The following is a 22,439-nucleotide window of genomic DNA, read 5'->3' as shown; positions in this document are numbered from 1 at the left end:
GGATGGCCGAGGTTCGGCGAGAAAAGGCCTGGCCGGTCGGGCTCCGCGGGCGGTAGCGTGCCGGGAGGCCGTGCGAGAGCTTCAGGAGGTGGTACCCGTGAACGCAGTATCGACATGGGTGCTCCCCGAGGGAGTCACGGTCGGGCGGTAGGTCGTCCGGGAGCGCCAGACCCTGGTGCACTCCCGAAAGGCACGACCATGCGATTCACGACCGAACGGCGTCACGACGACGTCGTCGAGCGGCACTTCGTCCACGACGAGATCCCCGGCATCCTCTGGACGCCCGCCGCTGAGACCGCTCCGGTCCCGTTGATCCTGATGGGTCACCCCGGCGGGCTCGACCGGATGTACCCGCGCCTGGCCGCACGCGCGCGGGGCACCGTGGCGGGTGGCTTCGCCGCCGCGACGATCGAGGTGCCCGGCGGCGGCGACCGGCCGCGGCTGCCGGGCGTCGAGCAGGCTCGCGCCGACCTGCTGCGCACGTTGTCAGCGGGCGGGCGCGTCGCCGACGAGCTCGTCGAGCGACTCGTCCTCCCGCTGGTCGAGCGGGCGGTTCCCGAGTGGCGGACCGTCCTGGACGCCCTCCTGACGGTGCCGGGGATCCGCGGGCCGGTCGGCTGTTCCGGCGGCCCGATCGCCGTCGGCATCCGGCTCGCCGTGACGGAGCCGCGCCTCGCCGCCGCGGGGCTGTTCGCGGGCAGCTACGTGCCCCGGGCGATGTTCGCCGAGGCCCGTCTGGTCACGATCCCGCTGCACGTCCTGCTGCAGTGGGACGACGACGGCAACGACCGGCAGCTCGCCCTGGACCTGTTCGACGCCTTCGGCTCGGCGGAGAAGACCCTCCAGGCGAACCTGGGCGGCCACACCGGCGTCCCCCGCCACGCGGCGGAGGACGCGGGGCGGTTCTTCGCCCGGCACCTGAGGTAAGGCGGTCAAGAGGAGGCTTGTTCGTCTTGTGGGCATGCTGTCCGCGGGGCGAAGCAGGTTCATCGGCGGCAATATCACCCCCCGATATCATGCATCGATGCAGGTCGAGGGCTACGCTTGCAGTCGCTGACCAACGAGCAACCGCCACCGAGGTGCGCGTCCTCGTGGTTGCCGCTGCACCCCAGAGACCCCGGCCAATATCAACGCTGCAATGGTCCTGACCAGCTTGGCGTTGCAGCCCGAAGGAGGAGCACGTCGTTGAGTAGGAACCCGCGCAGACAGACGTCGCGTCACAGTCCTGCTCCGGGAGGTGACGCACCGCCTGGTCCTGAGTTCCTGGAGATGTGGCGGGCTGCGGTCGGGGATCTGGACGCAGAGATGGTGATGGCCGCGGTGAATCTGCTGCCTTCGAGCCCACGCCGGTTTATCCTCAAGGACATCGGAGTGCGTGCCACCGACAAGGCATCGCCCTCGATGGGTGCGCAGATCCTTGCTCGCCTGCGCTCGCGGGTGGGACAACTCGACGAGTTCGCGCACGCAGTGTTCATGCCTGCGTTGGCGGTTGTGTCTCATTCCCTGACGTTCGACGAGTGGGTTGCGCTGGCAGGCCCGTCAGTTGAGAAGTCCGCTCGGGTGTATGTCAACCACCCGGAGCTCATATTCCATGTGCACCTGCTATGGCGTATGCCGCGACGGTTCTCGCGCGTACTGCTGGCTGTGGCGTCCAACGGTGCAGGCAACGGTCCCACGATTGCCTTGAACCTGCTCGCAGAGTTCGACGAGACCGCACGCGCGTTGTACCTCGACTCGAGGAGCTCAAGCGATGGACGTCCGCCATTGATTCGGCTGGACGATATGTCGCCCGCGGGTAGAGTCGGCGCACTGTCCGGGGATCCCATTGCACCCGGTGTCGGCGAGCAGGAGTTGGCGGTCCGCCTAGGTGAGCTGGTTCCCGCGATGGAGGATCGTGGGCCGCTGGATGATGTCGACGTCGAGCAGGCAGACCCCCGGCACGTCTCGCAGATGCTGGCTGCGGCAGCACGCGAATGGGCTGACCGGCTCGACGCCGGAGTGCTGCCCTCCTCGGAGGCGACAGGGCCGATGCATCGGCTTGCGAGCAGGCTCTGGGTGCGCGCGGTCAGGCTGGGCGCCGGAGACCTGGATGGGCTGGTCAGGGAGCACGAAGACGAAAAGGCTCCGCGGATCGACCCATCGCGTTGGTGGCTGCTACGCCTGACGCAGGTCGTGGTGCCTGAGTTCGTGACCGGCCGCGATGACTTGGTCGAGCTTGCTGAGCAGGCTGCGCTTGTCCAGGAGCACCCGGCCGACGAAGCGCTGAATGCCCTGGTAACCGTGATTGACCTGGCCGTCGCCGCCCGTAGGGGTGAGTTGGTCGACCAGGCCACGCAGTGGCAGGCGTTCACTGATGCTCGGACTGGCCTGGGGCAGTTCGAGGCGATCGTCTCGGCCGCGAGCATGGGCCAGGTCACGCTGCCGTCCCTGGACGACGTCGTGCCAGTTGGCTGGGGAGCCGGTCCGGAGCTGCTTGACGACGTCGGTGACAACGAGAGGGGCGCACCCAGGAGTGCGTCACCCGAGCGGGACGCCCGCGACGAGGCCATCCAGGCTGACCTTGCGCAGTCAGCGTCTGCAGAGGTTCAAACGCTGGTCGCGGACGAGTCCGCACTTTCGATGCCAGGGGCGAAGGCGGAGACTGAGGTCGAGCCGGTCGTGACCTCGCAACCTGAGTCCGGGGCGGTCGAGTCCGAAGAACCGGCGATCGTCGAAAACGACGAGTCCGCGGTACACGGCGAGTCTGACACCGAGATCGACCAGCAGGGTGAGGCCTCGCGTGCCGGGGCTCCCGAGCCTGCTCGAGTGCGGCCGATGCCGGCGCTACCGGCGGCCCTGGCAAAGTACACAGGCAAGGCTGTGCTGGCGCCCGTTGTCACAGAACCTACGGTGGTCTCGGCTGAGCAGTTGCCAAAGGTTCCGGTAATCCCGGAGCCGGTCGTGGAGTCCGAGGAGCCGATCGACGAGCGTGCGACGTGGGGCACTGAGGCGGCCGACGCGCAGCAGTGCTTCCTGATCGGACAGGCCCGTTACGGCCTGGCGGCCGATCTGGCGCAGGCTTCCGGTGCGAACGCCGCACAGGTCGCCGCCCGGCGTATGGTCGGGTACGCGGCTGTGCTGACGAACCAGACGGGCGCGCTGGCGACTGAGATCTCCCAGCTCGCGGCTGCCATCGACCGGGAGGAACTCGGAGATGATCGCCTTGGCCGGCTGACGGCATGGGCCGCCGCGGCGAAGACCGCGCTGCTTGCACCCTCGGCCGGTCCGGCGGAGGTTCTGACCGAGCTTCTACCGGTTGTCTCATCGTCCGACGCGCTGAGTGAAGTGACCAATGCCCTGGTTGACGCTGCCCGCCAGGGTGTTGTGGTCGTCGCGCCGGAAGCGGTGGCGTCGGCTGGCGCGGCATCCGCCGCGACCGCACGCATCGCCGACGTCGTGCGTGAGGCGGGGGAGGTTGCTGAGCGAGCTCGGACTCGCACGATCGTTTACATGCCCGCGGCCGACGTCTACACGGCTTGGCTGGCGGAAGGCGGCAAGCTGCACGAGGTGTTCGAAGCCGTGCGCACTGACGACAGGGCACTGGCTCCGACAGTGCGCAAGCAGATCGTGGACCGTCTGCGGGGTAGCGCAGAGAAGAACATTGATCCGATTTTCCAGGCGCTGAACAGGAGTCGAGGGCGCCGGGTTGTCAAGATCGCCGGCAAGTCGCGTCAGACCCTGGTGGGCCGATGGGACGAGGTCATTGAACTTGCCTCCCGATGGGCGGTTGCAGTCGACGAACTGGATGCCTTGATGCAGGCAGCGGCGATGGGCGGCTCGTGGCAGGCGAGTGCGCTCGTGCGTTTGCGTGAGCGCATCGCCGCGGCGCGCGCCGACGCACTGGACGACTTGGCGCGCCTTTGCAAGGCAGCGGGGCTGGAGGAAGCGGCGGCCGGAGGCCCGGTCGAGCTATTGGCGCAGACGTTCGCGGCATGCGACGGCAGCATTCCGACCGCCTCGGAACCGCCTGCGGCGTATGTGCGGCACGGCGAACTGCTCGGTACGGATCTTGTGCTGGATCCAGGTGACCTACTCCCAGATGGTCCGGTGCCTTCTGAGGTATTCGTCGCGCTCGCGCAGGCACCGGTTCCTGACCCGGCCGATGTATACGAGGCTCTGGCAAGGCGGGGTGCGCATGATCTGACCGAGGTGCTGGTCAACGCCGTGCATGCCGCTGATGAGAAGGCGGGTGCGGCATTGGCTTCCATCAGGGTCCGTGACGTGGCGGATGCTGACGCGGCTGTCCTGGACGAGCTGGACGCACTTGAGGCTGACGTCGATGTCCGGCGTGTGCACGGGGTGTTGGGTGACGACTTGTGGGCGCGCGCTGCGTCGGTTGTTGAGGCGCTGAAGGAACGTGGCCGACGTGACTACGAGCGCATCCGGGCTGGTGTCAAGGACTTGACCGCGGTGATGGACCGGGAGCAGGCGAGGATCGTGGCGGAGACGGTCGCGGCGATCGACGCGGGGGCGCAGGACGATCCGTCCGTCGCCGAACACGCAGCCCGGCTGACCAGCATTGCCCGGGACGGGCAGGTCGCCTCCGCGCAGGAGCAACTACAGCAGCTGCACGAGGGGCAGATCTTGCCCGGGCCGGACACACGTGGTGAGCACCTCGTTCGGTTCTTCCCGACGATCCCGACGTTGCTGTCCTCGCGCGGCGCCGCAGAGGTGCAGCCAGCCTCGAAGCTCGAGGCACTCAACCGGGCCCTGCGTGAGAACAAGCACAACCCTGTCTCGCAGGAGCTGGCCGCTTCGGGTCTGGACCTGCTGACCTTGTCGGGTCCGCGGGCCAAGCAAGCCCGGGAGGCGTTCTCAGCATGGCTGGACATCAGTGCGGTGAACTCACAGGATCGCGGGCCGTCTGCGATGAGCGAGGTCGACAAGCTGCGCCTGGTACTTCGTCAGGCCGGAATCGAGTTCGAGGGCCGGACCATCGAGCAGGGCGGGTCGCGTGAGCGGCAGTTGGTCACTCTGACCGGTGTGGCTGTCCTCGGTAAGCCCTTGACCCCGGTCCTCGGGTCGGGTAGGTCAGCTGACGGAAAGTCGTTGAAGGTCTTGCTCGTGCGTAAGGCAACCACGCCAGCCTCGATCATTGAGTCGCTGGCGCAGTACCCGCCTGACACAACTGTCCTCATACTGTGGTTGGCCCGCTCGGCGCTGACTGCCGCGGAATGGCGCGCGGTAGGGGAGTCGGCTCGCGGGCACGCGAATCCGCCTGCGGTGGTGATGGACCCAGCAGTTTTGGTTTACCTGTCTGCGCAGGCTGAGCCTCGTGTGTCATCGCTGGCGGCGATCACACTGCCGTTCACCGCATCCAACCCATACCGTGACACCCCTGGTGACACACTCCCGGAAATGTTCTACGGGCGTACGGAGGAACGCGCGGCTCTGGTGGACATGAGTGGTTCGTCGTTCGTCTCCGGCGGTCGGCAACTGGGTAAGTCTGCGTTGCTGCGTCAGGCCAAGCGGGATTTCGAGGCGGACTCAAGCAAGCGGGTCGCGATCGTCGAGACCATTTACTCGGTGCGGTCAGGGTCAGACCCTGCCGACGTGTGGCCGTTGGTGTGGCGGGTGTTGCGTGAGCGGGGCATCGTCACTGAGCATGTGCCGGAGAAGCACGTGCCCGGGGCGGTGTACGACGCTGTCAAGCATTGGCTGACCGTCGACCCTGAGCGGCGGCTCCTGCTAATGCTGGATGAGGCGGACGAGTTCCTCGATGCGGATGCGGCCGGGAACCGGTTCGATAACGTCGAGTGGTTCCGAAAACTCATGCTTGACTCCAACCGCGCTTTTAAGGTCGTGCTCGCGGGTTTGCACGCTACGGCCCGGTTCGAGAGCCTGCCCAACCAACCGCTGTCACACCTGGGCAACCCGATCGTCGTCGGGCCGCTACGACCGACGCATGCGCAGGCGTTGCTGACCAGCCCGCTGGCTGCCATTGGTTACCAGTTCGATTTGCAGGTCACGATTGCTTCCGTGCTCTCGCGGGCAAATAACATGCCCGCTCAGCTTCAGCTGATCGGGCAGGCATTGGTGGAGCACATGGCATCCAAGCTGATCGAGGACGGCTCTCCGCCGTCCGTGATTCGGCGCGAAGACGTCGATGAGGCTTTCACGCCGAAGCTGACGGAGACGTTGCGCAGGAAGTTCCTGCTGACTCTGGCGCTCGACCCCAGGTACAAGGTGATCGCGTACGTCATGGCGAACGAGGCGCACGAGCGTGGCTCAGATGCGTCGATGTCGCTTCGTGAGCTGTCGACTAAGTGCCGTGAGGTGTGGCCGGCTGGTTTCGACGCACTAGGCGCCGACGCGTTCCGTGGTTTGGTCGCCGAGTGCGTCGCACTCGGCGTTCTGGCTCGGGACGAAACCCGGTACCGGTTGCGGACCCCAGCGGTGCGACGGCTGCTCGGCACAGCGTTCGAGGTCTTGGAAGAACTGACCGACGCAGCGGACAAGCTGGCCGTACCGGCAGCTTACGACGGGTCGCTGTTCCGGCGTCCTATCAATGGTCTGCGTGGCTCGGTCTCCCCTCTGACTGAGCGGCAGCTGACCGAGGTCTATGCCCGTGGTCCTCGTGTGGCGGTCGTCGCCGGGTCACGGGCCACCGGGCTGGACCGGGTGGTGCGTGCCCTGGAGGAGGTTGCTCCCTCAGTCCGGGGTGCTGGCCGGTTTCAGCTCATGCAGACCGGACGCGCGGATTCGGTTGCGGCCGCTGTCGGCAAGACGACGGACGCAGTGCGCTTGGTTGTCGACGTGCGCAACGCCGGCCACGTCCACGTGCGAGAAGTGATTGACGCGGCGACCACAGCTCTCAGGCAAGTCGAACGAGACGTGTCCGTGATAGTGGTCGCAGGTCCGTCGTCGGCCTCCGCGTGGGTGGGGCACCCGAACCTCGTCGAACTGACTCGTGTCGGGGATGACGGGATGCGTCTGCTGGCGGGTGCAGATGCCTTGCCGCTGCCGGATCCGAACAGCCAGGCGCGGGCGGCCCGCGAGCTGGGTGGATGGCTGAGCAACATGTACATGCTGAAGGACACAGCGGACGCGCCTGGCCCCCAGAAGGGCGCGGACGAGCTCATCGACCATGTTGTGGCCGCGCGCGTGAAGCAGCCCGGGCAGCTTGCTGAAGAGGCGGGAGTCAAGCCGTCCGTGGATCACACGAGCGCTCTGGCGCTCGTGCTGGCAGGTGTGTCGGAGATGACTGCAAACGCTAGGGAGCCCTGGGCCGACATCGTCGGGCTTCTTGAGCTTGAGGGCGACAAACTGGAAGCCGCCGTGAAACGCGATGGGTTCGTGAGCATCGAGCAGGTATGCGACGCCCTGGGCGCACTGAAAGTGCTGGCACCGGACCGCGAGGGGCATTGGGGCGTGGAGCCTGTGCTGGCAGCCGACCTGGACATGCTCAACCGCAGTCGCTCTAGGACGGCCTGATGGCCGAAACATTCACCAGCGAGCAGCCGGGGAGTGCTCGAGATACCGCGAACGAGGTACCGGTAGCCCCGGAGCTGTGCGCGTTGGCCAGGTACGTCGTCGAGATGCACCACGGGTCGCACGACGATGCGAGGCGCGCCGAAGCGGACGTCGAGGCGGTGCGCGACACGATCGCATGGCTGGTCAACGAGCCAGACGCGCGTACGGCGCTCGCGGCGCATGTCGCAGATTCAGGCGTACCGCTCTCAGGCGATGCCCTTGTGCTCGTGACCGGTACGCAGGACGAAGCGCAGGCTGTCCTTGTCGGCGTTCGCGACGGGATCCGTGCCTACGCCAAGGCTGTACGGCGCGCGCATCGTGCGGCGAAGAGAGGAACTCCTGAGGAGCGCCGGATCGCGCGCCTGTCGGAAGAGGTCAAAGAAGCCAAGCGGGGCAGAGCGATGGCGGAGGGGCGGGCGACTGCGTTCGCTACGCAGAACGCTCGCTTGACCGCTCAGATGGCCGAGTTGTCGGAGGCGTTGAGCGAGGAGCAGGAACGGGCGCGGGCTCAGGAACAGGCAGCTCGCTCGGCTCGAGCCGCGCTCTCGGCACCGCGGGTCCTGGCCCGGCACCTGCGTGTCGCGCTAGCCGGTACTCCTGCCCTGCTAACGGCAGCTAGCGTCGTGGTCCCGAACTTGGACGATGACCACTTTCATGAGTTGATGACGACGGTCCTAGCAGAGCTGGCGGACCCGAAGGCGGGCCGCGAATTGGCGGAGGCGCGGGCTCTGTCGGTCTCGATGCTTGGTGGCGGTGTCGAGGTCGGCGGATCGTGTGTCCTGGTCACAGCCGGAGACAGCCGGATACTCGTCGATGTCGGCACTCGGCCGAACGCAGCGAGCGTCGAGCAGATGCCCCCGCCGGGGCTCGCCGGTGCGCTGGAGAGTGGGCCGGTGGATGCGATCGTGCTCACGCATGCCCACGCCGACCATGTCGGGTGGGTGCCGGCGGTCATCGCAAAGCATCCGGATGTACCCGTTTACGCGACGGATGCGACTGCGGATCTGCTGGCGACCATGTGGACCGATGCCGCGAAGATCTTCTCCCGCACTGCCGGATCCGGGCCGGTGCCGTATACCCAGCAGGACGTCCTCGCAGCGCTCGGCGTGGTCGAGCAGATCCCGTTCGGGCAGCCGTGGCAGGTCGGGGACCTCAAGGTCGAGCTGTTCCCCGCCGGGCACGTGCTCGGCGCCGCCGGCGTGTGGCTAGGGGACGGGAAGGCTTCCCTCATCGTCTCCGGCGACGTGTCGGGGCCCGGACAGCTGTCGGTGGGTGGCTGGGACTTACCTGACCACATCCACGAACCGGACCTGCTGGTGTTGGAGTCAACCTACGGTGCTGAACGGGACCACGATTCTCGCATGACCGTTGAGGCGCAGTTCCTGCGTGACGTGGAACTCACGTTCTCAGCTGGTGGGCGGGTTCTGGTCCCGGCGTTCGCGCTCGGACGGGCGCAGGAGATCGCGATGCTGATCGCCGCAAATTTGCCGAACGTGCCCGTGCTGGTCGATGGCATGGCTCGGGACGTGACTGATGTGTTTCAGAGACACTCTGGTGTGACCGGATCTGCCATGGAGATCTGGTCGGATCAGGTTCGTCCGGTAGCTCGCGGACGCACCTCGCAGGTCTCCGACACGTTCAAGGCGGGCGTGATCATCACAACCTCCGGGATGATGACCGCCGGGCCGGCGTTGGCATGGGCACGCAAGGTGCTGCCCGACGAACGGTCCCTCGTAGCAGTTGTCGGGTATCAGGACCCCAACTCCCCCGGTGGAAAGCTGCTGGCAATGGACGAGACCGGAGGTACCTGGAACCTGCCGGATTTGAATGGCGGAGCGCCGACACCCGTGGAGGTCAGTGCCCGAGTGCGCAAGTACGGTCTCGGTGCGCACGCATCAGCACGAGAGCTGGTTGCGATAGCGACGCAGGTACGAGCGAAGGCGACGATGCTCGTGCACGGCGATCCGTCGGCCCGTCAAGAGCTCACCGCGCGGCTGACTTCCCGTCATCTGGATGTCGTCGACCCAGGATGCACGTGGCGCGCGTCTACCGCCAAGGGCTGAGTCGGTACAACACATTCGTTGGGCGACGTCAGCCGTTGGTGCGGCCTGGGAGTGGGGCGCCGTTGAGAAACTTCTCGTAGGCGTCTCGGGCGTCGTCGTCGATCTCGGGGGCGCCCGGTCCGTAGCGGGTGTCCGTGCGGTCCTGTTTGGGACCGGAGACCCAGAATTCCTCGCCCGTCTCGGCGTCGTAGAAGTTGGCGCCGACGACCCGCCAGCGCCGCAGCTCGCGGCCGTGGAAGCGGGCGGTGGCCCAGGATCTCGTGAAGTCGACCCAGCAGATCCAGGACGGACCGCGGTCGGTGCCGTACCCGGACTTCAGCTGCACGAACATGAGTCTGCGGGGCATGCCCACGATTGTCCGCCCGGTTCGGTTACCACCTCAACGGTTTATCGGTGCTGTGGTCGGCGCCTTGTCGCGGGGCCGGCTGCTCTCAGCGTATTTCGCTGGCCTGCCGGCCCGCCGCGATGGAACATGTGTACGGGGATTCGTTGTCGGTTGAGGAACCAAGGGGGCTGGTTCATGTCCGGAGCTCGGTGGCCGCGGCCGGTGCGGTGGCCGCGTCGTCGTGCGCGCGCCCTCGGCGGGGATCCGGGCTGGCGCGCGTTCCTGACGCGGCTGGCGCTGATGGTGCTGCCGTTCACCGTGGCGGGCGCGGTCGCGGACTCCTGGTCGGCCGTCGTGGCCGGGCGGCTGACCGCCGATCCGAGCACGGCCCACCTCGCCGGGTTCGCCGCGCTCGTTGCCGCGTCGCTGGTGATGACGTGGGCGGAAGGGCTGATCTGGCGGCGGTGGACCGCGGCCGGTGAGGCGCGGTTGCGCGGGCGGCTGCTGGCCGTGACCCTGCGCCGTCCGCTGCCCGCGCTGGAGGACGAGGCGGTCGGCGCGCTCCTGGAACGGGTCGACTCCGATCCGACGACGCTGTTCCGCGATGCCCAGCGGCTCGGCGGCGGGATCGCGGGCTCGGTGATCGGCGCGGGGGTCGCCTGGGTGACCGCCGGCCTGACCTGGTGGCCCGCCTGGATCGCGTTCCCGCTGGCCATGGCGGCCGCCTGGGGGGCGGCGCGGGGGCGCACCGGCCGGATCCAGGAGGCCTCCGTGGCGGCCGAGGAGGCGTGGTCGACGGACTCGGCCCGGTTCGAGGAGATGCTCGCCGCCTCCGACGACCTGCGTACGAGCGCGGCGCAGGGCTTCGCGCTGCGCCGGTACGCCCGCCAGGGCGCGGAGACGTTGCGCAGGTCGGCCGCGGTGCGGTGGATCTCGGGCGTCGTCGGCGTGCGGCTCGCGCTGGTGCTGGCCGCGCTCACCGGGGCGACGGTGCTGGGCGGGGTGTGGGCGGTCGGCACGGACCGGCTCGACACGGCGCGGTTCGTGACGCTGTTCCTGCTGGTGTCCTCCTTCACGGGCCAGGCGCGTGCCCTGCTCTCCGCGATGCCGGAGATCCAGGAGGCCCTCGGGACACTGACCCGGGTCCGCACGCTGCTCGCGTCGGCGCCGGAACCGGCGGGCGGGGAGCGCCCCGCGGACGCCGGCGGTGCCGGTGTGACCTTTCGCGGTCTGACCTTCTCCTACACCACGGAGGCCGGCACCGGCTTCACCCTCGGCCCGATCGACCTGACCGTCCCGGCCGGGCAGACGCTCGCCCTCGTCGGCCGCACGGGTTCGGGCAAGACCACGCTCACCAAGGTGCTGTCCCGCGCGGTCGAGCCACCGCCCGGGACCGTCTTCCTCGACGGGGCCGACGTCGTCGGGCTGGACCTGGAGCACCTGCGCTCGGTGGTCGGCGTCGTCGGGCAACGCACCGAGATCCTCGCCGGAACCCTGCGCGACAACCTCACCCTGTACCAGCCGGTTCCCGGGGAACGGCTCACGGCCGCGATCGCGGCCCTCGGCCTCGAGCCCTGGGTCGCGTCGCTGCCGGACGGCCTGGACACCGTCGTCGGGCACCACGGACGGCGCCTGTCCGCGGGCGAGGAACAGCTCGTCGCGTTCGCGCGGCTCCTGGTCCGTGACGTGCGCCTGATCGTGCTGGACGAGGCCACGGCCCGCATGGACGCGCACACCGCGCGCACCGTTACCACGGCCGCGCGCCGGCTCCTGGCGGGACGCACAGCGATCGTCGTCGCGCACCGCCTCGCCACCGCGCGGCACGCGGACGCCGTCGCCGTCCTGCACGACGGGCGCGTCGTCGAGCACGGCGGCTGGGACGACGTCGAACGGCGCGGCGGGCGGCTCGCCGCCCTCGTGGCCGACGACGGCGGGCACGATCGCGCACCGTCCGGGGCCCTCGACGACGCGCCTCTCGACGACGCGCCTCTCGACGACGCGGGCCCGCGCGGGAACGGCCTGATGGAACCGGCGGGCGCGGCCGGGCCGGCGCTCCAGGAGGCGACGGCGGAGGGGGACGAGGCAGGGCTCGGCGCGGAGGACCGCGGCACGGGCGATCACGGCGCGGACGGCGCCGGGTGGAAGCCGTTCCGGCGCCTCGCCGTGCGCACCATGCTGGCCCGGCCGCGGTGGTGGGTCGTGTCCGAGATCGCGTGGTGGCTGCCCGATCTGATCGGGACGGGCGGTGTGCTGATGGCGGTCGTGTGGGCCGGCCTGATCACCGGGCTCGAGGCGGGGGAGCAGCACTGGACCGCGGCCGTGGTGTTCGTCGCGGCAGGGCTGGCGATGCCGTTGCTGCGGCTGATCAGCGCCCGGCGTGACTCCTACTGGTGGGGCGAGTCGTACCTGCGCATCCGGCTCGCGGTGCTGCGGGGGCAGCTCGAGCACGGGGTGCACGCCAAGGCGCTGCGCGGCGCGTCGGGGGAGACCACCGGGCGGGCCGCCGAGGCGGGGCGGCTCACCTCCTACGCCGGGAGGGTGCGCGGCCTGGGGATCGACCTCGTCAACGTCGTGATCCTGGTGGCCGTCACGCGGTCCTGGCTCGCGGCCGGGATCGGCGCCGCGATCATCGCCGGGTGCGCGGGGACCTCGTGGATCGGCAGGCGGATGCTGCGCGACACCGCCGCCCGCGCCCGCGAGACCCGCGCCGCGTTCAGCCGCGACCTGGCCTCCGTGCTCGACGCCGTGCGGACCGTGAAGCTGTCCGGCGCGACCCACGCGGCCCTCGGGCACCTGCGGGACCGGGACGGCGAGCGCGTCCGCGCCGGGGTCCGGGAGAGCTGGGCGGACTTCCTGATCACCCAGCTGCAGCACCTGATCGCACAGGCCGCGACCGTCGCCGTCTGGTGGCTGCACGTGGCCGGGGTCTGGCCGCTCGCCACCACGCTCGTCGTCATCGCGGCGCTCGGCACCTACACGTCCGTCGGGTGGACCCTGGCGAACCTGCTCAACCGCGCGGCGCCCACCCGCGACTGGACCGACGACGCCCGCCGCCTCGCCGGGACGGACGACCTCGCCGCCGTCCCCGCCGACCTCGACCTCGTGGCGGGCACCCATGACGCCCGCCCGCCGGAACGCCCCGTGGCGCCCCTGCGGGAACTCCGGCTCACCGGCGTGCGGGCGGTCCACCCCGACGGGACCACCGGTGTCGCCGGGGTCGACCTGACCGTGCGACCCGGGCAGATGATCGCCGTCGCGGGCGCCGTCGGCTCCGGGAAGTCCTCCCTGCTCGCGGGCCTCGCCGGGCTGTGCCGGCTCGACGGCGGCGTCACCTGGAACGGCAGGCCGCTCCCCGACGCCGCGGCGCTCGCGGGGACGGCGATCACGTACGTCGCCCAGCTGCCCCGCGTGATCTCCGGGAGCATCGCCGAGAACGTCCACCTCGACCTCGGCCGCGACGTCCAGGCCGCCCTGCGCACCGCCCAGATGGACCACGACATCGCGGCCGCGGGCGGCGCCGGCACGCTCGTCGGGCATCGCGGCCTGCGGCTGTCCGGCGGGCAGACCCAGCGGCTCGCGCTCGCGCGGGCGCTGGTCGCCGCGGCCGACGTCCTCGTGCTCGACGACGTCTCCTCGGCGCTCGACGCCACCACCGAGGCCCGGCTCTGGGACGAGCTCGCCGCGAGCGGTGCCGCGATCCTCGCCGCGACCTCCCGGCACGCCACCCTCGCGCGCGCGGACCACGTCGTCGTCCTGCGGGGCGGGCGGCAGGCCGCCGCCGGGACGTGGGACGAGCTGCGGGAACGGTGGGGCCACCTCGCCGGGTGAGCGCGTGCTCGTCCCGCCGCTCCCGCGTCCGCCGCGGGATCCTCCCCGCGCCTCGCCTTGCGCTCGCCGCGTCAGATGAGACTCTGGATCCGCGCCCTCCCACGCAACCGCATCCGCGAAGGCTGGAAGGAAACGCGCATGAGCGACTCGACTATCGGTCCACCGCTCGCCGGAACCCCCTACATGGAGCTGTTCCACGACGAGATCGTGCGCATCGGTCAGCACATCCGGGACACCCAGCTCACCGCGATCCGCGACGCCATGAAGGTCGCCTACGAGTGCCAGGCCTCCGGCGGCCAGATCTTCTCGCACGTGCTGGTGGGGCACTTCGCCATGTTCGCGGCGAGCCCCGGCCTCCCCGGCCAGCCCTCGGTGCTGCCGCAGCGCGCCGACCGGAACATCGCGGCGGACTACGCCGTGATGAAGCCGGGCGACTTCCTGCTGACCAACGGCGCCTCGCTCATCAACCCCGACAAGGGGACCATCCCCGAGGTCGGCCCGGACGAGGCGCGCGTCCGGGGCGCCTACACCGTGGGGATCACCTGCAGTTACGCGCGCTTCTACAAGACCCCGGTCGGGGCCTTCGTGCCGGTCAAGATGAGCACGTCGATGGAGGACATCTGCGACCTGCTGATCGACAGCGGCTGCACCTGGACCTGCGGGGTGATCTCGACCCCGCAGATCCCGTTCCCGGTCGTCTCGTCCAGCGGCCTCTCGCAGTTCCTCGTCTACTGGGCCTGCACGGCGGCGTTGTGCCGCCGGATCGGCACGCAGGGGGCCGACGACGGCGCGGGCGCCGCGCGCGACTACCTGGACAAGGCGCTGGCGAGCTTCGCGCAGATCCGCGAGCACGAGTTCGAGGCGATCGATCGCGTGGCGCGCGCCTGGGCCGACCGCATCCTGCTCCTCGCCGGCTCGGCGGAGCGCCCGCGGATCCTGGTCTACGGGCACCCGCAGGCCGGGACGCCCTACGAGGGCACGCAGAACATGTTCGTCAACGAGGCCTACGAGACGGCTGCCGGCAGCTTCGTCATGCAGCCCTACGACCTCTGCAAGACGCAGCTCACGCCGAACGACATGGTGCTCATCGGCGCGATCAGCCCGGACAACGCCGACGAGATCCAGGTCGCCCGGTACGCCCGGGAGATCGGCGCGATGGTCGTCGCGTTCGGGCCGTTCGACGACGACGGCGGCACGGGCGGAGCCGGCGGCGCCGGCTCGCTCCGCGACGAGGTCGACGTCGCCATCAGCACGCACAGCGGGAACGGCGCGGGCGTCCTCGACGTCCCCGGGTTCGACGAGCCGGTCTGCCCCCTCAGCGGGCTGTCGGGGAACCTCGTGCTCTGGCTGCTGACCGCCCAGTGGACCTATCACATGGTCGCCCGCAACCACACGCCCACCTACTGGCAGAACTACTGGGAGGTCGGCGCGGACGCGTACGACGACCTCGCCCGGGCGAGGTTCCAGGAGCTCGGCTACTGACACGCGCCGGCCACCTTCCCCGGCCACGCATCCGTCCTGTCGACAAAGGAGTCCAGCACATGTCCACCACCTCCGCGAACCCCGGTTCGCGCCCCGTCGTGCTCAGCGACCGGCAGGGCTTCGACCGCCGCTGGTTCGCCCCGAACCTCGAGGCGGTCTACGTCCCCCGGAACGACGCCGAGGCGGTCGCGCAGATCGACGAAGCCATCGGCCGCTACGGGCGCGACGTCAAGATCACCTCGGGCCGCCACTGCTACGAGGACTTCGTCTACAACGACACGACCAGGGCCGTCATCGACCTGTCCGGGATGAACGGCGTCGGCTGGGACGGCGGGCAGGCCGCCTACTTCGTCGAGGCGGGCTGCGAGAACTGGACCGTCTACCGGACCCTGCTGAACGGCTGGAACAAGACGGTGCCCGCGGGAAGCTGCTACTCCGTCGGCGCCGGCGGTCACATCACCGGCGGGGGATACGGCCTGCTCTCGCGGCTGCACGGACTCGTCGTCGACCACCTCAGCGCGGTCGACGTCGTCACCTGGAACGCGTCGTCGAACAGCGCCGAACTGCACCGCGTCTCGGCGAGCAGCCCGTCGCAGGACGAACAAGACCTCTTCTGGGCCCTGCGGGGCGCCGGCTGCGGCAACTTCGGCGTCATCCTGCGGTACTGGTTCGACGAGCTCCCCGAGGCGCCGGAGTTCGCGTCGATCTACACCCTCTCCTGGGACTGGGCGTCGGTCGACCAGGGCTCCTTCGCGGACCTGCTGGCCTCGTACGCGGAGTTCGTGAGCATCATGCCCGAGACCGATTTCAGCCTGCTGAAGCTCACGCACGTCTCGGCAGGGCAGCTCGGGATGGTGCTCCAGGCAGTCTCCCCTCCGGGGGTCACGGTCAGCGACCACCGGGCCGAGGTCGAGCACCGTCACACGCAGGCGCGCAAGCGCTTCGGGGCGATCGTGCCCCACGCGCCGTCGCGCCACGCGCTCGGCGGTCATCCCGGATGGACGACGACGGCGGTGGGCAGCGAGAACGTGCAGCACACCACCTACCTGGAGGCCCTCCAGACGATGAACGGCTCGGGGCACAACCAGTTCGGCAAGTACAAGTCGGCCTACCTGAACCGCGCGTTCCCGGCCGACCAGGTCGCCGCGATCTACAAGTGGCTCAACATCACCCCGGTCGGCCTCGCGGCGGCCGACATGAACCAGAGCCTCCTGCAGGTCGACAGCTACGGCGGCGCCGTCAACCGGATCGCGCCCGACGCGACGGCGGTGCCCCAGCGTTCCGCGATCATGAAGCTGCAGTACCAGACCTACTGGCTCAACGCCGCACGCCCCGGCGAGGGGAGCCGGCCCCCGTACGACGTCCAGGCCGACGCCCACCTGCGCTGGATCACCGACTTCTACCGGGAGGTCTACGCCGGGTACGGCGGAACTCCCGACCCGGCCCGGGACCCGAGCGGCACCGTCGCCGGGGCCTACTTCAACTACCCCGACACCGCGCTGGGCACCCATGCCGGCGGCGACGTCGACCGGGCGCTGCGGCTCTACTTCCTGCGCAACTACCGCGACAACCCGCGCAACCTCGTCGCGGTCAAGCGCCGCTGGGACCCGGCGGACGTCTTCCACCACGCGCAGTCGATCCCCCTGCGCTGAGGCGCCGGCCGCCCGCGGGCGGGCCGGTCGTCACGCGCCGGTAACGATCCGTTCCACCCGCCCGGGGGACTTGACGAACCCCCTGCGGCGGGTGCACGGTTACGGCATGCCAAAACGTTTGGGCAGCCGATGACGCAGCGACGAGTCACCATCAAGCAGGTCGCTGCCGAGGCCGGCGTCTCCATCACGACGGTGTCCCACGTCCTCAACGACGTGCCGGGCAAGCGCGTGCACCCCGACACGCGGGTGCGGGTCGAGGACGCCGCGCGCCGTCTGGGGTACGTGCCCAACTCGCTGGCGCAGAGCCTGCGCACCCAGCGCTCCAACACGATCGGGTTCGTCGGCGACGAGATCGCCACCACCCCGTTCGCGGGCAAGATCATCCTCGGCGCCCAGGACGTGGCGCTCGCCCGCGACGCCGTCGTCTTCGTCGTGTCCACCGGCTACCAGCGCGAGGTCGAGAACCGGGAGATCGAGGAGCTGCTCAGGCGCCAGGTCGACGGCATCCTGTACGCCTCGATGTACCACCGGCCCGTCGAGCTGCCGCCGCAGCTCGCGTCCGTGCCGACCGTCCTGATCAACGCGACCTGCACCGGATCCGGCGTGCCGTGGGTCGTCCCGGACGAGGTCGCGGGCGGCGAGGACGCCGCCGACGTCCTGCTCACCGCGGGCCACCGCAGGCTCGCGTTCATCAACGACGTCGACGAGATCCCGGCGGCCTTCGGCCGCGAGGAGGGCTTCCGGCGTCGTGCCGCACGGGCCGGGCTGCACGACGACGACCTGCGGGTCGTCACCGCCGAGACCGACCCCGCGGGCGGGTACGCCGCCGCGCGGCAGCTGCTCGCGCACGCGGACCGGCCCACCGGCATCTTCTGCTTCAACGACCGTCTCGCCATGGGCGTCTACCGGGCCGCGGCCGAGCTCGGCCTGCGCATCCCCGAGGACCTCTCGATCGTCGGCTTCGACAACCAGGAGATCGTCGCCGAGGGCGTCCACCCCGGCCTGACCACCATCGAGCTGCCGCACTACGAGATGGGCGCGTGGGCAACGGAGCAGCTCTTCGACCAGATCGAGGCGGGACCGGGCGCGCGGCCCGCCGCCCCGGCACGCAAACTTCGGGGCCCGGTCATCCACCGGGCCTCGGTTGCGCCGCCCTCCCGGGGTCATGACCCGGGTGAGCGGCGCGAACCTTCGGACCTGGCGCGGCAACGCCAGGCCTGACGGAGCAGCACAGCAGACCCACGAACAAGTGACCTGGAGGGCACCTTGTCCCGCAGAATCAGCCGCATCGTCGCGGCCAGCCTATCCGTCCTCACCGTCGCCGGTACAGCCGCCTGTGCGGCAGGCGCAGGCGGCGGCTCGCAGGGCGGTCCGGAGACCATCGACCTGTGGACCCACGCAGGCGGCAACGACGCCGAGCTCGACGTCGTCAGGACCATCGTCGAGGACTTCAACTCGAGCCAGACCGAGTACGAGGTCACGATCCAGGACTTCCCGCAGGAGGCGTACAACGACGCCGTCGTCGGCGCGGCGTCGTCGGGCAACCTGCCGTGCATCGTCGACGTCGACGGGCCGAACGTGGCCAACTGGGCCTGGGCGGGCTACATCCAGCCGCTCGGCCTGCCCGAGGAGACCTTCGAGGGGCAGCTCGAGGGAACGCTCGGGCGCGTCGACGGTGAGGTCTACGCCTACGGGTACTTCGACGTCGCGCTCGCCCTGTTCAGCCGCGAGTCGATCCTCGAGGACGCCGGCGTGCGGATCCCGACCGTCGAGGAGCCGTGGACCAAGGAGGAGTTCTCCGGGGCCCTGGAGAAGATCGACGGCCTCGGCGAGTTCGACCACGCCCTCGACCTGGGCACCGGCGGATCGGGCGAGTGGTTCCCGTACGCCTACTCCCCGTACCTGCAGAGCTTCGGCGCCGACCTGATCGACCGGTCGGACTTCCAGAGCGCCGACGGCGTGCTCAACGGCCCCGAGGCGCTCGAGTGGGCCACCTGGTTCCGCGGCCTCGTCGAGGACGGCTACATGGCGCAGACCTCCGGCGAGGACTCCACCGCCGACTTCGTCAACGGCAAGAGCGGCCTGCTCTACACCGGCAACTGGGCCGACACGACCGTCAAGGAGGCGTTCGACGACGCCGTCGTCCTGCCGCCGCCGGACCTCGGCGCCGGCCCCAGGATCGGGGCGGGATCGTGGCAGTGGGCGCTCGCGGAAGGCTGCGAGGAGGCCGACGGCGCACGGGCGTACCTGGAGTTCGCCCACGACACGAAGTACTTCGTCGAGTACGGCAACGCCGTCGGGCTGATCCCGGCGACGCTTGACGCCGCGGCCGAGATCCCGGCCTACGCCGAGGGCGGGGAGAACCGCATCTACCTGGAGATGGCCGACCAGTTCGCCGTCGTCCGGCCGGAGACGCCCGCGTACCCGTACATCTCGTCCGTCTTCGAGAAGGCGGCCAAGGACATCCTCGCGGGCGGCGAGCCCCAGGAGATCCTCGACAAGGCGGTCGCGGACATCGACCGCGACATCCAGCAGAACGGCGGATACACGTCCTGACCTGACAGGACCCTCTTCCCCGTGGCAGCGGCCGCGGGACGGCTCACCGTGCCCGCAGCCGCTGCCCCTGGACCGAAAGCACTCATCTCATGGCATCGACCACCTTGAATCCGCCGCCGGCCCCGGTGTCCGGCGGGCCCCGGTCGGCACCGCGGCGCACCCGCGCGCGGGCCGGCGAGGCGACCGCCGCGGCCTGGATGATCAGCCCGGCGCTGGCCCTGTTCCTCGTCTTCCTGATCGTGCCGATCGTGCTGGCGTTCGCGCTGGCGTTCACGAACGCACGGCTGATCTCGCCGAACCCGCCGGAGTTCACCGGCCTGGACAACTTCGCGCTGCTCGTGACGGACCCGGTCTTCTGGGCCTCCGTGCGCAACACGTTCTACTTCGCCGTCGTCGTGGTCCCGGTGCAGGCCGGGCTCGCGCTCCTGCTGGCCGTGCTGGTCAACGCGAAGGTCCGCGGCACGCGGTTCTTCCGGACCGTGTACTTCCTGCCCGTGGTCACCTCGATGGTGGTCGTCTCGTTGCTGTGGCGGTTCATGTACGAGGACGACGGGCTGATCAACAAGCTGCTGCAGGCGCTCACCCTCGGCCGGTTCACCCCCGTGGACTGGCTGAACGACCCGGACTGGGCCCTGCCGGCCATCATGCTGATGTCGGTGTGGCAGGGCGTGGGCTTCACGATGATCATCTGGCTCGCCGGCCTGCAGACGATCCCGGCGGAGCTCTACGAGGCCTCCGAGCTCGACGGCGCCGGGACCTGGCAGCAGTTCCGCTACGTCACCTGGCCCGGCCTCCTGCAGACGCGCACGTTCATCCTCGTGACCATCACCATCGCTGCGTTCTCGCTGTTCACCCAGATCAGCGTCATGACCCAGGGCGGGCCGCTGGACAGCACCACGACCGTCGTCTACCAGGCCGTGCGCAGCGGGTACGAGCAGCTGCAGACGGGCTACGCGTCGGCGATCTCGCTGGTGTTCTTCCTCATGGTGCTGACCGTGTCGCTCGTGCAGCGCCGCCTCAGCCGGGAACGGGGATGAGCGCCATGACGTCGTCGTCCACGCACACGCACACGCACACGCGCAGGGGCCGCACCCACGCCGTCCTCGTCACGGCCGTCCGCTCGGTGCTCGTGCTGTTCTTCGCCCTGCCGATCGTCTTCATGCTGATGTCCTCGCTCAAGCCGGACCAGCAGATCTTCGCCGACCTCGGCTCCTGGCGAGCCTTCCTGCCCGTCGGGGAGATCTCGGCCGCCAACTACGCGGGGGTCTTCGACCGGGTGCCGTTCGCCCGGTTCCTCCTGAACTCCGTGGTGATCTCGGGGCTCACCGTCGCCCTGGGCATCCTCGTCAACAGCATGGCGGCGTTCGCCCTCGCGCGGCTGCGCTGGCGCGGCCGGGGACTCGTGCTCGGGCTCGTCCTGGCCACCCTCATCGTGCCGTTCGAGACGCTCGCGCTGCCGCTGCTGTGGTGGGTGAACAAGCTGCCCTCGTTCGAGGCGGACGGGTTCACGCTCGCGTTCAAGCAGGGCTGGCTCGACACCTACCAGGTGCAGATCGTGCCCTTCGTCGCCAACGCGTTCGCCCTGTATCTCTTCTACCAGTACTTCGACTCGATCCCGCGGGAGCTCGACGAGGCCGCCCGGATCGACGGGGCCGGCTGGTTCGCGATCTACCGCCGCGTCGTCATGCCCCTGTCGGGGCCCGCGATCGCGACCGTCGCGATCCTCACCTTCCTGCCCGCCTGGAACTCCTACCTGTGGCCGCTCATGGTCGTGCAGAGCGAGGAGCTGCGGCCGGTCATGATCGGCCTGCAGTACTTCTTCCAGCTCGACACCTCCTGGGGTCAGGTGATGGCGTACTCGTCGCTCATCACGATCCCCGTGGTGGCGCTCTTCCTCGCGTTCCAGCGCTCGTTCATCAACTCCATCGCATCCTCGGGGGTCAAGGGCTGATGCCGTACGTTCTTCCGGACACCTGGACCTGGGACATGTGGTTCGCCGACGACGGCGACCGGTACCACGTCTTCTACCTCAAGGCCTCGCGCGCGCTCGGCGACCCGGGCCGCCGCCACTTCCACGTCACCGTCGGCCACGCCGTCTCCGACGACCTCCGCCGGTGGCGGGAGGTGCGGGACGCGCTCGTCGTGTCCGACGACGGCGCGTTCGACGACCTCACCACCTGGACCGGATCCGTCGTCCGCGACCCGGACGGCACCTGGCACCTCTTCTACACCGGCACCAGCCGCGCCGACCAGGGCCTGGTGCAGCGCGTCGGCCGTGCCACCTCGGCCGACCTGTACACCTGGGAGAAGACGTCCGCGACCGCGGCCGCCGAGGCCGACGCCACCTGGTACGAGAGGTACGACGACGACGCCTGGTTCGACGAGGCCTGGCGCGACCCCTGGGTCTTCCCCGACGCGGACGGCGACGGCTGGCACATGCTCGTCACCGCACGCGCCAACCACGGCGCCCCGGACGGCCGCGGCGTCGTCGGGCACGCCACCTCACCCGACCTGGCCACCTGGACCGTGGGCCCGCCCCTGTCCGCGCCCGGCGCGGGATTCGGGCAGCTGGAGGTGCCGCAGCTCGCCACGATCGACGGCCGCGACGTCCTGGTCTTCAGCTGCCTGCACGGCGAGCTGAGCGAGGACCGCCGCGCCGCCGGCGAACGCGGCGGCGTCTGGAGCGTCCCCGTGCCCTCGCCCCTGGGCCCGTACGACGTCGAGAAGGCCACCCGCCTGACCGACGAGAGCCTCTACGCGGGCCGCCTCGTCCAGGACCGTGACGGCGCCTGGTGGCTCTTCGCCTTCCACCACGTCGACGACGCCGGCGAGTTCGTCGGGGCCCTCTCCGACCCGCTCCCGGTCGGCTGGAGCCCGGACGGCCGGCTCCACGTCACCGACGGCCGCTTCGACCACCTCGTGTCGTAACCGCCCGGCGGCACCCGGCGGGCCCGCGGGCCCGCCGGTACCCGCCCTTGTCGCGCCCGAGATCAGGGCATCAGCTGTATCGGAACACATCAA

Annotated in this window: 12 protein-coding genes; 11 read left to right on the top strand and 1 reads right to left on the bottom strand. The window is 69.9% G+C overall.

Annotation, left to right across the window (positions count from 1 at the left end):
- Positions 1 to 198 precede the first annotated feature (198 nt).
- The 3 genes from ABD208_RS15450 to ABD208_RS15440 all read left to right on the top strand — a co-directional run bounded on the left by ABD208_RS15450 (position 199) and on the right by ABD208_RS15440 (position 9,575).
- A complete protein-coding gene (locus ABD208_RS15450; protein ID WP_344104528.1) occupies positions 199 to 927 on the top strand; it encodes a dienelactone hydrolase family protein in 729 nt (242 codons plus the stop codon).
- A gap of 378 nt (positions 928 to 1,305) precedes the next feature.
- Positions 1,306 to 7,473 carry a hypothetical protein gene (locus ABD208_RS15445; protein WP_344104525.1) on the top strand — a complete coding sequence of 2,056 codons (6,168 nt, stop codon included), beginning with the start codon at positions 1,306 to 1,308 and terminating at the stop codon, positions 7,471 to 7,473.
- Positions 7,473 to 9,575: an MBL fold metallo-hydrolase gene (locus ABD208_RS15440; RefSeq protein WP_344104522.1), complete on the top strand. Its 2,103-nt coding sequence runs from the start codon at positions 7,473 to 7,475 to the stop codon at positions 9,573 to 9,575. Before ABD208_RS15445 ends, ABD208_RS15440 begins: the two co-directional genes overlap by 1 nt.
- A gap of 28 nt (positions 9,576 to 9,603) precedes the next feature.
- Here the strand turns inward: ABD208_RS15440 and ABD208_RS15435 are convergent, their stop codons facing one another.
- Positions 9,604 to 9,921 (bottom strand): hypothetical protein, encoded by a 318-nt coding sequence (locus ABD208_RS15435; RefSeq protein WP_344104519.1) that lies wholly within the window; start codon positions 9,919 to 9,921, stop codon positions 9,604 to 9,606.
- Positions 9,922 to 10,095: 174 nt separating this feature from the next.
- Here ABD208_RS15435 and ABD208_RS15430 point away from each other — a divergent pair, with 174 nt between their 5' ends.
- From ABD208_RS15430 to ABD208_RS15395, 8 genes are all read left to right on the top strand, one after another.
- Positions 10,096 to 13,728 carry an ATP-binding cassette domain-containing protein gene (locus ABD208_RS15430; protein WP_344104516.1) on the top strand — a complete coding sequence of 1,211 codons (3,633 nt, stop codon included), beginning with the start codon at positions 10,096 to 10,098 and terminating at the stop codon, positions 13,726 to 13,728.
- A gap of 138 nt (positions 13,729 to 13,866) precedes the next feature.
- Positions 13,867 to 15,210: a phosphoheptose isomerase family protein gene (locus ABD208_RS15425; protein WP_344104513.1), complete on the top strand. Its 1,344-nt coding sequence runs from the start codon at positions 13,867 to 13,869 to the stop codon at positions 15,208 to 15,210.
- Positions 15,211 to 15,269: 59 nt separating this feature from the next.
- Positions 15,270 to 16,862: an FAD-binding protein gene (locus tag ABD208_RS15420; RefSeq protein WP_344104511.1), complete on the top strand. Its 1,593-nt coding sequence runs from the start codon at positions 15,270 to 15,272 to the stop codon at positions 16,860 to 16,862.
- A 129-nt stretch (positions 16,863 to 16,991) separates the two neighbouring features.
- On the top strand, positions 16,992 to 18,083 hold the full coding sequence (locus ABD208_RS15415) for a LacI family DNA-binding transcriptional regulator (protein WP_344104509.1): 1,092 nt from the start codon (positions 16,992 to 16,994) through the stop codon (positions 18,081 to 18,083).
- A gap of 45 nt (positions 18,084 to 18,128) precedes the next feature.
- Positions 18,129 to 19,418, top strand: a complete 1,290-nt coding sequence (locus ABD208_RS15410; RefSeq protein WP_344104507.1) for an extracellular solute-binding protein — start codon at positions 18,129 to 18,131, stop codon at positions 19,416 to 19,418.
- 89 nt (positions 19,419 to 19,507) lie between these two features.
- Positions 19,508 to 20,455, top strand: coding sequence for a carbohydrate ABC transporter permease (locus tag ABD208_RS15405; protein WP_425561117.1), 948 nt, complete (start codon positions 19,508 to 19,510; stop codon positions 20,453 to 20,455).
- 122 nt (positions 20,456 to 20,577) lie between these two features.
- A complete protein-coding gene (locus tag ABD208_RS15400; RefSeq protein WP_344104815.1) occupies positions 20,578 to 21,369 on the top strand; it encodes a carbohydrate ABC transporter permease in 792 nt (263 codons plus the stop codon).
- The gene (locus ABD208_RS15395) at positions 21,369 to 22,346 is read left to right on the top strand and encodes a glycoside hydrolase family protein (RefSeq protein WP_344104505.1); all 978 of its coding nucleotides are present in this window, start codon (positions 21,369 to 21,371) and stop codon (positions 22,344 to 22,346) included. Before ABD208_RS15400 ends, ABD208_RS15395 begins: the two co-directional genes overlap by 1 nt.
- Positions 22,347 to 22,439 lie beyond the last annotated feature (93 nt).

Origin of the sequence: Myceligenerans crystallogenes (assembly GCF_039529775.1) — a bacterium.
Taxonomy (GTDB): domain Bacteria; phylum Actinomycetota; class Actinomycetes; order Actinomycetales; family Cellulomonadaceae; genus Myceligenerans; species Myceligenerans crystallogenes.
This window is presented reverse-complemented; position numbering and strand designations above follow the sequence as displayed.